This is a genomic window from Streptomyces hamibioticus (genome assembly GCF_047946815.1).
Lineage (GTDB): Bacteria > Actinomycetota > Actinomycetes > Streptomycetales > Streptomycetaceae > Streptomyces.
Window position 1 is genome coordinate 1,127,189 of record NZ_JBKKQY010000001.1, and the last position, 13,426, is coordinate 1,140,614.

Annotated in this window: 11 protein-coding genes and 2 pseudogenes; 10 read left to right on the forward strand and 3 right to left on the reverse strand. The window is 73.5% G+C overall.

Annotated elements, in window-relative coordinates:
* Positions 1–74: 74 nt before the first annotated feature.
* Positions 75–704 carry a TetR/AcrR family transcriptional regulator gene (locus ACLGIH_RS05165; protein WP_416524021.1) on the forward strand — a complete coding sequence of 210 codons (630 nt, stop codon included), beginning with the start codon at positions 75–77 and terminating at the stop codon, positions 702–704.
* Positions 705–1,205: 501 nt separating this feature from the next.
* Here ACLGIH_RS05165 and ACLGIH_RS05170 read toward each other — a convergent pair.
* The gene (locus tag ACLGIH_RS05170; RefSeq protein ID WP_416524022.1) at positions 1,206–2,396 is read right to left on the reverse strand and encodes a zinc-dependent alcohol dehydrogenase; all 1,191 of its coding nucleotides are present in this window, start codon (positions 2,394–2,396) and stop codon (positions 1,206–1,208) included.
* A 222-nt stretch (positions 2,397–2,618) separates the two neighbouring features.
* Between ACLGIH_RS05170 and ACLGIH_RS05175 the strand changes: the two genes are divergently transcribed.
* A complete protein-coding gene (locus ACLGIH_RS05175; protein ID WP_416524023.1) occupies positions 2,619–3,593 on the forward strand; it encodes a DUF3048 domain-containing protein in 975 nt (324 codons plus the stop codon).
* Positions 3,594–3,608: 15 nt separating this feature from the next.
* On the opposite strand, the gene ACLGIH_RS05180 is transcribed toward ACLGIH_RS05175, so the two are convergent.
* Positions 3,609–4,073, reverse strand: coding sequence for a MarR family winged helix-turn-helix transcriptional regulator (locus tag ACLGIH_RS05180; protein WP_416524024.1), 465 nt, complete (start codon positions 4,071–4,073; stop codon positions 3,609–3,611).
* A 192-nt stretch (positions 4,074–4,265) separates the two neighbouring features.
* Here ACLGIH_RS05180 and ACLGIH_RS05185 point away from each other — a divergent pair, with 192 nt between their 5' ends.
* From ACLGIH_RS05185 to pcaDC, 7 genes and pseudogenes are all read left to right on the forward strand, one after another.
* Positions 4,266–5,048 carry a CoA transferase subunit A gene (locus tag ACLGIH_RS05185; RefSeq protein ID WP_416524025.1) on the forward strand — a complete coding sequence of 261 codons (783 nt, stop codon included), beginning with the start codon at positions 4,266–4,268 and terminating at the stop codon, positions 5,046–5,048.
* Positions 5,048–5,692 carry a CoA transferase subunit B gene (locus tag ACLGIH_RS05190; RefSeq protein ID WP_416524026.1) on the forward strand — a complete coding sequence of 215 codons (645 nt, stop codon included), beginning with the start codon at positions 5,048–5,050 and terminating at the stop codon, positions 5,690–5,692. Before ACLGIH_RS05185 ends, ACLGIH_RS05190 begins: the two co-directional genes overlap by 1 nt.
* A pseudogene (locus ACLGIH_RS05195) lies at positions 5,689–5,865 on the forward strand (thiolase family protein); the annotation flags it as partial. The gene ACLGIH_RS05190 and the pseudogene ACLGIH_RS05195, both read left to right, overlap by 4 nt.
* A gap of 104 nt (positions 5,866–5,969) precedes the next feature.
* A complete protein-coding gene (gene pcaH, locus ACLGIH_RS05200; protein WP_416524027.1) occupies positions 5,970–6,743 on the forward strand; it encodes a protocatechuate 3,4-dioxygenase subunit beta in 774 nt (257 codons plus the stop codon).
* Positions 6,744–6,749: 6 nt separating this feature from the next.
* On the forward strand, positions 6,750–7,355 hold the full coding sequence (pcaG, locus tag ACLGIH_RS05205; RefSeq protein WP_416524028.1) for a protocatechuate 3,4-dioxygenase subunit alpha: 606 nt from the start codon (positions 6,750–6,752) through the stop codon (positions 7,353–7,355).
* Positions 7,352–8,686 (forward strand): 3-carboxy-cis,cis-muconate cycloisomerase, encoded by a 1,335-nt coding sequence (pcaB, locus tag ACLGIH_RS05210; RefSeq protein WP_416524029.1) that lies wholly within the window; start codon positions 7,352–7,354, stop codon positions 8,684–8,686. Before pcaG ends, pcaB begins: the two co-directional genes overlap by 4 nt.
* Entirely contained in the window at positions 8,683–9,810 is a 1,128-nt protein-coding gene (gene pcaDC / locus ACLGIH_RS05215; RefSeq protein WP_416524030.1) for a bifunctional 3-oxoadipate enol-lactonase/4-carboxymuconolactone decarboxylase PcaDC, read from the forward strand. The genes pcaB and pcaDC overlap by 4 nt, the downstream gene beginning before the upstream one ends.
* Positions 9,811–9,820: 10 nt before the next feature.
* On the opposite strand, the gene ACLGIH_RS05220 is transcribed toward pcaDC, so the two are convergent.
* The gene (locus ACLGIH_RS05220; protein WP_416524031.1) at positions 9,821–12,508 is read right to left on the reverse strand and encodes an ATP-binding protein; all 2,688 of its coding nucleotides are present in this window, start codon (positions 12,506–12,508) and stop codon (positions 9,821–9,823) included.
* Between the two features lie 353 nt (positions 12,509–12,861).
* Between ACLGIH_RS05220 and ACLGIH_RS05225 the strand changes: the two are divergent.
* Positions 12,862–12,973: pseudogene (locus ACLGIH_RS05225) on the forward strand (DUF2510 domain-containing protein); the annotation flags it as partial.
* Positions 12,974–13,426: the final 453 nt, after the last annotated feature.

Genomic DNA, 13,426 nt, shown 5'->3' on the forward strand with positions numbered 1-13,426 from the left:
GAACGGTCCGGGCCTCTCGCTGCCACAGGACCGCGCACCCAGGCTTGAGGGCTCGACACATCCAGGAGGACGGAATGGACTCGCCCGCGACGATGCCGCCGGTCGGCCGCCGGGAACGCAACAAGCAGCGGGTCAGGGAGCGCCTCTACTCGGCGGCGGTCGAGCTGTTCGTGGAGAAGGGGTACGAGAACACCTCCATCAACGAGATCGCGGAACGGGCCGATGTCGCGAGGGGAACGTTCTTCAACTACTTCCAGCGCAAGGAAGACATCATCACCGCCTGGGGAGAAAGGAGGCGTGCCGCGCTCGTGACGAGCCTCGAGGAGTACGGTGCGTTCACCCCGAGTTCGGTCGCGCAGCTTCAGCAGTGCATGGCGATCCTCGTCCGCATCAACCAGGAGGAACCGGATCTCACCCCCGCCATGCTCACCGCCTGGGTGAAGGCGGGCCGACCGATACTGGAGGAGCCGTACGTCGCGGAGGTGTTCGCCAGGATCGTCGAAAGCGGGATGGGCCGGGGGGAGTTGAAGCCGGCCATGCCACCCATCGGCGTCGGCAACGTGCTGCGTGACGTCTACCTCGGAGCCCTCTACCGGTGGGCCAGCCAGCCGTCGGAGGCGAGCGGTTCGTCCCTCGCCGACGAACTGCAGCAGATCCTGCGGCTCCTCCTGGAAGGCATGACCCCCGCCTCCCCGCCTCGCTGAACCCGACCTCACCTGCCTGAGCCGACCTGCGACTTCCTACGGCGTGCCCGCGGCGGCCTTCGGCGTGATCCGGGGCGACCGGTGCGCTGAGCAGGACGCTGGTGCAGGCGGCGCCGCCGAAGCCGCCGCTGGCGGTGTCACTTTGCAGACGGCGGCCCCGCACGGCGACGGCACAGTGCGCCCGGCCGCCCTTCTCGCCGAACACGATGCTCACGTACCCGTCGGCGCCGGGATCGCCTCGCCGACCTGGTCGCACTCGCAGCACAAGCCCACGCCGACAGCGAGGCAAAGGGGGCTGCAGAAACGGATCAGCACTCGCCCCGCTCACCGTGGCAGAGATCCGGCGACTCCTGAACGCTCTCCTGCCCTACCCACGAGCCGACCACGGTCCCGTCGCCCCACGCACTGAACCGGTCCGCATGGAGGAGACACCGCCAGACTGCCGCCCGCCGCTGCCACTACCGAAAACGCACCTCAGCACACGCACCGCTGCTGGAGGTACTAGGGCTGCATCAGCACCTTGACCGCGCCGTCCCGCTTCTTCTGGAACATCTCGTAGGCGTGCGGCGCGTCGGTGAGCGGCACCCGGTGGGTGGCGAAGTCCTCCACGCCGAGGGGGTCCTCATCGGTCAGGTACGGGACGATGTCGTCGCTCCAGCGGCGGACGTTGGCCTGGCCCATCCGCAGCTGGATCTGCTTGTCGAAGAGGGTGAGCATGGGCAGCGGGTCGGCCATGCCGCCGTAGACGCCGGACAGCGAGATGGTGCCGCCGCGCCGGACCAGCTCGACGGCGGTGTGCAGGGCGGCGAGCCGGTCGACGCTGAAGCGTTCCGCCAGCGGACCGCCTATCTTGCGGGGCAGGATCGCGGCACCCTGCTGAACCAGCTTGGCCGCAACGCTGCCGTGCGCCTCGGTGCCGACGGCGTCGATGACCGCGTCCGGTCCGCGGCCGTCGGTCTCGTCCTGGATCGCGGCGACCAGTTCCTTCTCGTTGTCGAAGGACCGCAGGTCGTACGTCTCCACACCCCGCTGCTTCGCCCTGCGCAGCCGCTCCGGCACCAGGTCCACGCCGAAGACCCGTCCGGCGCCCCTGAGCTGGGCGACCCGGCAGGCCATGTCGCCGATGGGGCCGAGGCCGAGCACGGCGACGGTGCCGCCCTGCGGCACGTCGGCGTAGGAGACCGCCTGCCATGCGGTGGGCAGCACGTCGGACAGGTAGACGAAGCGGTCGTCCGGCGGCCCCTGGGGCACCTTGATCGGCCCGTACTGCGCCTGCGGGACGCGCAGGTACTCCGCCTGGCCGCCCGGCACCGCTCCGTACAGGCGGGTGTAGCCGAACAGGGCGGCACCCATGCCCTCGCCGGTGACCTGCGTGGTCTCGCACTGGGTCGGCAGCCCCGTGTCGCACATGAAGCAGTGCCCGCACGCGATCTGGAACGGCACCACGACCCGGTCCCCCGGCCTGAGGTCCGGCACCTCGGCGCCGACCTCCTCGACGATGCCCATCGGCTCGTGCCCGAGGATGTCGCCGGGGGTCATGAACGGGGTGAGCACTTCGTACAGGTGAAGGTCGGAGCCGCACAGCCCGGTGGACGTGACACGGATGACCGCGTCCGTCGGTTCCTGGATCTTCGGGTCGGGCACCTCCTCGACCCGTACCTCCCGTTTGCCCTGCCAGGTCACTGCCTTCATCGTCTCGTGCTCCTCTGTCACCGATGGGTGGCACGTCCGGTCCGCGGTGGCGCCCGGGTACCCGGGGCCCTTCTCGCCCAACCGTGACGAGCCAGGCCGATGAACCGACTGGGCCGATCAGCCGATTAACCGCGCACATTCAGAAAAGGTCGGGTATGGCCATAAACGCATGAAGAAGCGCACAATCGATGACACAGGAATGGTGGGTGGCCGGTGGTGGGGATGCGACGAGGGACGCGCACCCGGAACGGTGCCGCGAGGACGCTGGCGACCGCCGCAGTGGCGGTCCTGCTGGCGGCGGGCTGCACGGCACAGTCCGGCCCGCGCGACGACGGACGCGGCACCGTCCGGGAGCCGGCGAGCAGCCCGGAGAGCCGGAACGACGCCTCGGTGCTGGCCGTGAAGGTCGACAACGTCCGGGCGGCGCGCCCGCAGTCCGGCCTGGACGCCGCGGACCTGGTCTACGTCGAGCCGGTCGAGGGCGGCCTGAGCCGGCTGATGGCCGTCTACGCGACGCGGCTGCCCGACTCCGTCGGGCCGGTACGCAGCGCCCGCGAGTCCGACCTGGAGCTGCTGCGCCAGTTCGACCGGCCGACGCTCGCCTTCTCCGGGGCGCAGAGCAAGCTGCTGCCGCTCATCGCCGAGGCGCCACTGCGGGCCGAACCGGCGGACGGGGGCTCCGACGCCTATGTCCGCGACGACGGCCGGGCCGCCCCGCACAACCTCTATCTGCGCCCCGACCGGCTGATGCCGTCGGCTCCGGGCGCCGCCGCCCTGACCACCGGCTTCCGCTACGGCGCGGCTCCCTCGGGCGGCACGGCCGAGGACTCGCACACCGTCCGCTACCCGGCGGCGCGCTTCACCTTCAGCTGGTCGGAGAGCCGGGACCGCTGGCTGGTCAGCATGGACGGCGAGCCGGCCGTCACCGCCGACGGCAAGCGGCTGGCCCCGGCGACCGTCGTCGTGCAGTACGTCGACATCCGCGACTCCCGCTTCCAGGACTTCCGTGGCAGCAACTCGCCGTACGTCGAGTCGGTGGGCACCGGGAAGGCCGAGGTGCTGCGCGACGGGCGGGTGCACACCGCCACGTGGCAGCGCCCGGCGGCGGAGGACGGCACGTCGTTCGAGGCGGCGGACGGCTCGCCGATGAGGTTCGCCGACGGCCAGGTGTGGGTGGTGTTCACCGAGGCTCCCTGAGCCGGACCCCGCCGCTCAGTGCGGTGCGCCGAGGGGCTCGGCCGGATTCCGCAGCCCCTCGGCCGCGTCGGCGACCCGGCGGATGAGGTCGAAGAACACCGTGCGCTCGTCGGCGGAGAGGGGGGCCAGGAACACCTGGTTCATCCGGGCGGTGCGCACGGTCAGCCTGCGGTGGGTGCGCAGCCCCTCGTCCGTCAGCCGGAGCAGGAAGCGGCGGCCGTCCTGCGGGTCGCGGACCTTGTCGAGCAGGCCGCGGCGGCCGAGCCTGCTGACCACCTCCGCGATGGTGGAGCGGTCGAGCCCCACCCGCTCCCCCACCGTGCGCTGGTCCAGGCCGGGCTCGGCGACGAGCGTGTTGAGGACCGCGAACTGCGGAGAGGTGATCTCCTCCGAGACCATCGTGTTCCACAGCAGGTAGTGGGCCTGCTGAAGCCGCCGGGCCAGGTGCCCGGGATGGGTGGTCAGATCCACCGCGGCCATGTGCGCTCCCGTGATCGCGTTCGTTGGTGCACTGAACGATACCCCCGCCGAAGAGAAGCCGTCTGCACGGCACGCACACCTCTCACGTGCGGTTTTCCAGGGTCTTGACGCCTCGGTCGACCGGTGGCACCGTGTGGGTCACCTCGCTGAAATACTCAGTGCCCTGACTAATTGAGAGATGGGGCTTCGCGGATGGACAAGGTGGTGGCCACGGCCGCCGAGGCGGTGGCCGACGTCCCGCACGGCGCGTCGCTGGCCGTGGGCGGTTTCGGGCTGAGCGGTGTGCCGAACGTGCTGATCCAGGCGCTGTACGAGCACGGGGTCGGCGGCCTGTCGGTCGTCTCCAACAACTGCGGCGCGATGGAGTCGGGCCTCGCGGTGCTGCTGGCCGCCGGGCGGATCGGCCGGGTGACCGGTTCCTACATCGGGGCGAACAAGGAGTTCGCACGGCAGTACCTGGCCGGGGAGCTGGAGGTGGAGCTGATCCCGCAGGGCACGCTGGCCGAGCGGCTGCGGGCTGGCGGCGCCGGGATTCCCGCGTTCTACACCCCGGCCGGGGTGGGCACGCAGGTCGCCGAAGGCGGGCTGCCGTGGCGCTACGACGGCTCCGGCGGGGTGTCGGCGGCCTCCCCGGCGAAGGAGGTGCGGGAGTTCGACGGCACCGAGTACGTGCTGGAGCGCGGCATCCGCACCGACTTCGCGCTGGTGCGGGCGGCCAGGGGGGACCGGCACGGCAACCTCGTCTTCGCCAAGTCCTCCCGGAACTTCAACCCGCTGGCCGCGATGGCCGGGAAGGTCACGGTCGCGGAGGTGGAGGAGCTGGTGGAGCCCGGCGCGATCGATCCGGACGCGGTGCACCTGCCCGGCATCTTCGTGCAGCGCGTGGTCGCGCTGACCCCCGAGGAGGCCGCCGACAAGAAGATCGAGCGCCGTACCGTCTCCGCGCCCGCGGCACGCGGGACGGTGAGCGCCTGATGGCCTGGACGCGTGAGCAGATGGCCGCCCGGGCCGCCCGGGAGCTGCGGGACGGACAGTACGTCAATCTGGGCATCGGCCTGCCGACGCTGATCCCGAACCACCTCCCGGAGGGTGTGGAGGTGGTGCTCGAGTCGGAGAACGGAATCCTCGGCACCGGCCCCTACCCGGCCGAGGAGCAGGTCGACCCGGATCTCATCAACGCCGGGAAGGAGACCGTGACGGTCCTGCCCGGCGCCGCCTTCTTCGACTCGGCACTGTCGTTCTCGATGATCCGCGGCGGGCACATCGATGTCGCCGTGCTGGGGGCGATGCAGGTCTCCGCGGGCGGCGACCTGGCGAACTGGGCGATACCCGGGAAGATGATCACCGGGATCGGCGGGGCGATGGACCTGGTCCACGGCGCCCGCACGGTGATCGTGCTGATGACGCACACCGCCAAGGACGGCTCCCCGAAGATCCTCGAGAAGTGCGCGCTGCCGCTGACCGGCAAGGCGTGCGTGGACCGGATCATCACCGACCTCGGCGTCCTCGACATCAGGGAGGACGGACTCGTCCTGACGGAGACCGCACCCGGGGTGAGCGTCGAGGAGATCACCGCGAAGACCGACGCCGGGCTGACCGTCGCGGAGGGTGTGCGGTGAAGTCCGCCTGCATCGTCGACGCGGTGCGGACCCCGTTCGGCGGATACAACGGCGGCCTGGCCGCTGCCCGCCCCGACGGACTCGCCGCCCACGCGATCCGGGAACTCCTCGCCCGCACCCCGCGGTGGGACCCGGCCCGGATCGAGGACGTCCGCCTCGGCAACGCCAGCGGCGAGTCCATGACCCGGGCACCGTACGTGCTGCCCGAGTCTTCGGGCTCGCCCCCGTCGAGGCCGTCGACCGCGCCCTCGAACGCCAGTGACCCCGGGGAATTCTCATGACTCTCACCCAGCAGGACATCGACGCGGAGATCGCGGCGGAGCACGCCGCGTACGGCGAGCGGGTCGCCGGAGGTGCGCCCGTCGAGCACCACCCGCGCCGCGACTACGCCCCGTACCGCTCGTCGGTGCTGCGTCACCCCAGACAGCCGCCGATCGCCATCGACGTCACCAAGGACCCGGAACTGGTGGAGCTGTCCTCCCCCGCCTTCGGGGAGCGGGACCTCACCGGGGTCGACAACGACCTCACCCGGCAGCACAGCGGTGAACCGATCGGCGAGCGCATCACCGTCTCCGGCCGGCTGCTGGACCGGGACGGGCGTCCGGTGCGCGGCCAGCTCGTGGAGATATGGCAGGCCAACTCGGCCGGCCGCTACGCACACCAGCGGGAGCAGCACGACGCCCCGCTGGACCCGAACTTCACCGGTGTGGGCCGCACGCTCACCGACGACGACGGCCACTACCGCTTCACCACCGTCCAGCCCGGCCCCTACCCCTGGCGCAATCACGTCAACGCCTGGCGTCCGGCGCACATCCACTTCTCGGTCTTCGGCTCGGCGTTCACCCAGCGGCTGGTGACGCAGATGTACTTCCCGAACGACCCGCTGTTCGCGTACGACCCGATCCTGCAGTCCGTGACCGACGACGCGGCCCGGCAGCGGCTGGTCGCGACCTACGACCACAGCCTGTCGGTGCCCGAGTTCTCGCTCGGCTACCACTGGGACATCGTGCTCGGCGGCCCGCACGCCACCTGGCTCGAAGAAGGGCGCTGACCTGCCATGACGAAGATCGACACCAGTCGGCCGGAGTGCGTCCTGCCCACGCCGTCGCACACCGTCGGCCCGTTCTACGGGTACGCGCTGCCGTTCCGCGGCGGTGAGGACATCGCACCGCTCGGGCATCCGGACACGGTCACCGTGCACGGGTACGTGCTCGACGGGGAGGGCAGGCCGCTGCCGGACGCCCTCGTGGAACTGTGGGGGCCGGACAGCGCGGGCAATGTGCCGACGGCCGACGGCTCGATGCGCCGGGACCCGGCCACGGGCGGCTTCCTCGGGCGCAACGGCGTGGAGTTCACCGGGTTCGGACGTATCCAGACCGACACCGACGGACACTGGTACGCGCGGACGCTGCGGCCCGGGGCGCGCGGGCGCAACGCGCCGTACGTCAGCGTGTGCCTGTTCGCGCGCGGGCTGCTCGTCCACCTGTTCACCCGGATCTATCTGCCGGACGACCGGGCGGCGCTCGCCGCCGACCCGCTGCTGGCCGGACTGCCGGACGAGCGCCGCGACACGCTGGTCGCCGCGCACGAGGGCAACGGCACGTACCGTTTCGACATCCGCCTTCAGGGCGAGGGCGAGACGGTCTTCCTGGAGTTCCGGTGACTTCTGCGCACACCGACGACGTGAGTCTGCTCGCCCCCGGGTGGGCGGGCTCGCCCGCCGCCGCCGCGACCGGCGACCTCGCGTACCTGCGGGCGCTGCTGGACGCGGAGGCGGCGCTGACCCGCGCGCAGACCGCTCTGGGGCTGGCCCCGGCCGGGGCGGCGACGGCGGTGACCGAGGCCGCCGACCCGGACCGCTTCGACGTACGGGCGCTCGCCGAGCGCGCCCGGGGCGGCGGCAACCCGGTCATCCCGCTGGTCGCCGACCTGACCGCGGCGGTCGGCGAGGAGTACGGCCCGTACGTGCACCGGGGCGCGACCAGCCAGGACATCATGGACACGGCGACGATGCTGGTCGCCGCCCGCTCCCTGGCACCGGTGCTCGCCGACCTCGCCCGCACGGAAGGCGCGCTGGCCCGGCTCGCCGCCGGCCACCGGGACACGGTCATGCCCGGCCGGACGCTGACCCAGCACGCGGTGCCGACGACCTTCGGGCTGAAGGCGGCCGGGTGGCGGTCGCTGGTGCTGGACGCCCGCGACCGGGTCACCGCCGTACGCGACGGCCTGCCCGTCCAGCTCGGCGGCGCGGCGGGCACGCTGGCGGCCTTCGGCGCGTACGGCGCACCGGACCCGGCCGCACTGCCGGCGGCGTACGCCCGTGAACTCGGCCTCCGCGCGACCGCGCTGCCCTGGCACACGCTGCGCACCCCGGTCGCCGACCTCGCCGGATGCCTGGCGTTCGCGGCCGGTGCGCTGGGCAAGCTCGCCGTGGACGTGCTCGCCCTGTCCCGGACCGAGATCGCGGAGGTGGCCGAGGGCGGTGGCGGCGGTTCCTCGGCGATGCCACACAAGGCCAATCCGGTGCGCGCCACCCTGATCGCCGCCGCGGCCCGGCGCGCGCCGCAGCTCGCGGCGACCCTGTACGGCTCGCTCGCCGCGGAGGACGAGCGGCCGGCCGGGGCGTGGCACGCCGAGTGGGAGCCGCTCAGGGAGCTGCTCCGGCTGGTCGGAGGCGCCGCGCGGGACGCCGCCGACCTGGCCGAGGGGCTGCGGGTGCGGCCCGGGGCCATGCGGGCCCACCTGGATCTCACCCACGGGCTGATCGTGTCCGAGCGGCTGTCCGCCGAACTCGCCCCCGTCCTCGGACGGTCCCGTGCCAAGGCGTTGCTCACCGAACTCGCGCGGCGCACCCACGCCGAGGACCGCCCGCTGGGCGAACTGCTGGCGGACCAGCCCGAGCTGGCGGACGTGGACCTCGCCTCCCTCACCGACCCGGCCCAGTACACCGGCTCCGCAGCGAGCCTCACCGACCGTGCTCTGGAGCGACGTTGACCGGCACACTCCTCAATCACCGCGCCGAAGGCCCCCTCTCCGCTCCCCCGCTATTGCTCGGCCCCTCGCTCGGCACCTCCCACGCCCTGTGGGACGGGGTGGCGCCCGAGCTGTCCGCCGGGCACCGGGTGATCCGCTGGGACCTGCCCGGGCACGGCGGCTCCCCGGCCGGGCTGGTCTCCGCCGGCGCCACCGTCGGCGACCTCGCCGACCTGGTGCTGGCGCTGGCCGACGCACTCGGCGTCGACCGGTTCGGGTACGCGGGGGTGTCGCTGGGCGGTGCGGTCGGACTGCACCTGGCCGTGCACCACCCGCAGCGGCTCACCTCCCTCGCGGTGATCTGCTCCTCGGCGCACTTCAACGGGGTGCGGCCGTGGGAGGAACGGGCCGCGCTGGTGCGCAGGGAGGGGCTGGCCGAGCTGGCGGAGAGCGCGAACGCCCGCTGGTTCACGCCCGGTTTCACCGTGCCCGGGCTGGTCCGGGACCACCGGGACGCCGATCCGGAGGCGTACGCCGCCTGCTGCGACGCGCTGGCCGCGTTCGACCTGCGGGACCGGCTCGGCGACATCCCGGTGCCCACGCTGCTGATCGCCGGCCGGGAGGACCCGGCCACACCCCCGGCCCACCTGCGGGAGATCGCCGACGCGGTGCCGGGCGCCACGCTGACCGAGATCCCGGGCGCGTCGCACCTGGCGCCCGCCGAGCGTCCCGAAGCGGTGCTGACCGCGCTGAGGGCGCACCTCGACGGGGACGCCCGGCGCGGGATGGCGGTACGGCGGCAGGTGCTGGGTGATGCCCACGTGGACCGCGCGCAGGCCCGGCAGACGCCGTTCACGGCCCGCTTCCAGGACTTCGTCTCCCGCTGTGCGTGGGGCGAGATCTGGACCGACGAGACGCTCTCGCGCCGCGAGCGCAGCATGATCACGCTGACCGCGCTGGTCGCACACGGCCACTACGAGGAGCTGGCCATGCATGTGCGGGCGGCGCGGCGCAACGGGCTCACGCCCGAGGAGATCGGCGCGGTGCTGCTGCAGACGGCGGTGTACTGCGGGGTGCCGGCGGCGAACTCGGCGTTCGCGACGGCGCAGCGGGTGCTGGCCGAGGAGGACGGCACCCAAGGCTGACCGGCGGCCGTCAGCTCACGCCGCTGCCCGCCTCCAGCGCCTCCCGGACCCGCGCCACGAGCCCGTCCGCCCCGCACGAACGGGCCAGCGCCAGTCCGCGCTCCAGCTCGGCGGCCGAGCGGGCGGCGAGGCCGTACTCGACACGGGCGGCGGCATGCTCGTACTGGCAGGGTGAGGCTTCCAGGTAGGCGACCGCCTGCCCGGCGAGCCGGACCGCGCGTTGGCCGGTCTCCAGTGCGGCGGCGCAGCGCAAGGCCTCCCCTATGGCGGTGTCCGTGCCGAAGCGCTCGGCCTGACGGCGGGCGTCGGTGGCCAGCCGTGCGGCGCGGCCGGGGTCCTCGGTGGCCAGGGCACGGGCCAGGTCGACCGCCCACGGCACCATCACGGGGTTGTGGTGGCCCCGGGCCGCGGACGCCTTCTCCGCCGCCTCCAGTTCGTTGACGCCGTCCTTGGTGCGGCCGACGGCGAGCAGCAGGCGGCCCCGCACGGAGCGGGGATCGGGCAGCACGATCGTCGAGGGGTAGGGCGGGGCGAAGCCGTACTGCTCGGCGATCGACCAGGCCTCGTCGACATGGCCGCGGGCGAGCAGGGTGTCGACCAGGTTGCAGGTCGCCGACCAGTACAGCGGCAGGCCCCGGCCGACGCGTTCTGCCAGCCGCAGCGACTCGCGCAGGGACGCCTCGGCCTCCCGCAGCCGGCCGCGCCTGCGGTGGCCCAGGCCGACGTAGGCGTGTGCCAGGGCGAGGTGGCCGCCGCTCCAGCCGGCCGTCTCGTACGCCCGCAGAGCCTCGGTGAACAGGGCCTCGGCGCGGTCCAGGCGGTCCGTGTAGACGTAGGAGCTGGCCAGCATCATCAGCAGTTCCAGACCCCAGTCGGGGTCCGTCCAGCCGAGTCCGGGGGCGAGCCGGCCGTTGACCAGGGCACGGTCGCACAGTTCGGCGACCTCCTCGGCGTTCTCGCCGTGCGTCATGGCGTCGAACCCGCGCAGGATCAGCAGGGCGCGTTCGGCGTTGTCCCGTCCGGTGCAGGTGGCGGCGAGTTCCTTCAGGCGCTCGGAGCGGCCGGGCGTGGCGGACTCGCCGGCGTGGACGCCCTCCCACATGTACTGGACGGCCTGGAGCCGCATCCTGGCCGGGCCCTCGGGGTGGCGGGCGGCCTCCGACTCGACGGTGCGGACCGCCTCCTCCAGCTGGTCGTTGTGGAGGAGGGCCTGGGAGAGGCGGAAGACGGCGTCGACGCGCTGTTCGCCGTCGAGGCCCGGCATGCCGAGGGCGGTGCGCAGGTGGCCGATGGTCTTGGCGGGCGCGGTGAGCAGGGTGGCGCAGCCCAGCTCGTAGAGCACACGTGCGTGGGCCTCGGGCAGCGGCGGCTCCTCCAGGGCGCGTTCGAGGCAGCGGCGGGCCGCGTCGGGGGCGCCGACGGCGAGGTGTTCGCGGGCGGCCTCGCGCAGTTGCGCGACGAGTTCCTGGTCGTCGTCCGGGTGGACCTGGAGCAGGTGGCGGGAGGCCGCCGCGGCACCGAGTCCGGAGTCGGTGACGAGCTGGGCGGCGATGCCGTGCATGGCGCGGCGCAGGGCGTCCGGGATGGAGTTGTAGACGTCGGTGGCGATCAGGGGGTGGACGAACTCCAGGTCGCCGTGGGCGGCCGCGCGGGCGGCCGCGGGGTCGGGTTCGGTGAGGATGCGGGCGGTGCGCAGCAGTTCGGCACAGCGCACGGCGTCGTCGTGGTCGAGGGTGGCGAGGCGGGCCACCATGTCGATGGTGATGCCGGTGCCGAGGATGGCGGCGGCCCAGGCGAACCGGGTGGCGTCGACGCCGAGTTGCTCCAGGCGGGCGACGAGGCCGCCGCCGCGGGCGGAGCGGTTCAGGGCGCGCAACTCGCCGGCCTGGGCCTCGACCGGCGCCAGCTCGCTGTCCTGGACCTTGGCGAGCAGTTCGACGGTCTCGTACGGGTTGCCGCCGGTCACGGCCCAGACCTCGCGGCAGAACGGCGTGTCGGCGTCGGCGCCCAGGGTGGCGCGGGTGAGCCCGGCGGTGGCCTCCGGGGTGAGGGCGCTGAGCGTGGCGGCGGAGTGGTGCGCGGCGGCGGCGACCGCGTCGAGGTGGCGGGCGCTGTCGCCCGTGACGTCACCGGGGCGGCGGGCGACGACGAGCAGCACGGGCATCTCGGCCAGGTGGTCGGCGAACGCGGCGAGCCAGCGCAGGGTCTCCTGGTCGGCCCAGTGCGCGTCGTCGATCAGCAGCACCAGCGGCCACTCCCGCCGGGCGAGCCGGCGGACGGCGGCGACCAGTCCGTCGCACACACCCTGCGGGTCCGCATGCCGCTCACCGGGGTCCACTATGCCGAGGGCCGGGCCGGCGATGTCGTACCAGTCGCCCAGGTACTCGCGGGCCTCCTCCGGGAGCATCGACACCAGCGCGGGTTGCAGCAGCTGCCGGACGACGTTGAAGGGGACGGACCGCAGGGTCTCACCGCCGCGCGCGGACCACACGGCGCAGCCGCAGGCCTCGGCGATGCGGCGGGTCTCTGCCAGCAGGGCGGTCTTGCCGAGCCCCGCCTCGCCCCGGAACATCAGCAGGCTGCCGGACGACGAGCGGTCCGCGCACAGGGCGTCGACCGCCCGCGTGATCGTGGCGACTTCCTCATCGCGCTCCCACAGGGAAGCCGAGGCGGCGGCCGTGGGCCGTACCTCCGTCATCCCGCTACCTCCCCAAGTCGCCCGAACGACGTACGGACCCCGAGCCTAGCCCTCCGACGGGCCCGGTGGCTGCGGGTCGGGTCAGGTGTTGCCGTGACGGGTGACATCGGGTAACGGACGGACGACGTGCGGGGGCCCGCGACCAGGGGGGTGTGTCCGATCGGGCGTCAACGCCCGCCGCCCGGGGGGTTCTTCGCGTACGGAGCGCCGGTGGCCGACGTGTCGGGGGCTCGGGGCGTCCACCCGTGGACCGTCGGCAGGCCGGGGGGGCGGACCGGGGCGGCGGCGGGGCCGGGCGGCATCGGGCCGGATCCTCTCATGCCGCTTTCACCCGCGCCTCTTACGGTGGGGTCATGACGCAGGTGACTCCTCCCGGGTGGTACCCGGACCCCGGGCAGAAAAGTGACGGTCCCGCCACCGAGCGCTGGTGGGACGGCAAGGCGTGGACGGACCGCATCCGCCCCGTGGCACCGGCCACCGCGGAGGCGGCGCCGACGCAGCCGGGGACGAGCGGGTCGCAGGGCGGGGGGAACGAGTCACAGCCCCGGGCGAGCGAGTCGCAGGGCGGCGTGAGGGAGTCTCAGGCCGGGGGGCAGGCCGAGCCGGGCCGCCTGGAGAAGCCCGGGCGGCAGGAGGGGCCGGGCGGGCAGGAGTCCGGCGACGCGCGGCCCGTGCCCTCGGCGGAGCCGCCCGTCGGCGACGCACCCGCGGAGCCGCCCGCCGGCGAGGCGCCCGCGGAGCCGTCCGCCGGTGACGCACCCGCGGAGCCGTCCGCCGGCGAGGCGCCCGCGGACCGATCGGCGAAGCCGTCCGGCGCGTCCGCGGACCGACCGGCGGAGCCGCCCCTCGGCAGCACGTCCGCGGACCAACCGGCGGAACCACCTTTCGATGACGCGCCCAAGGATCCACGGGCACAGC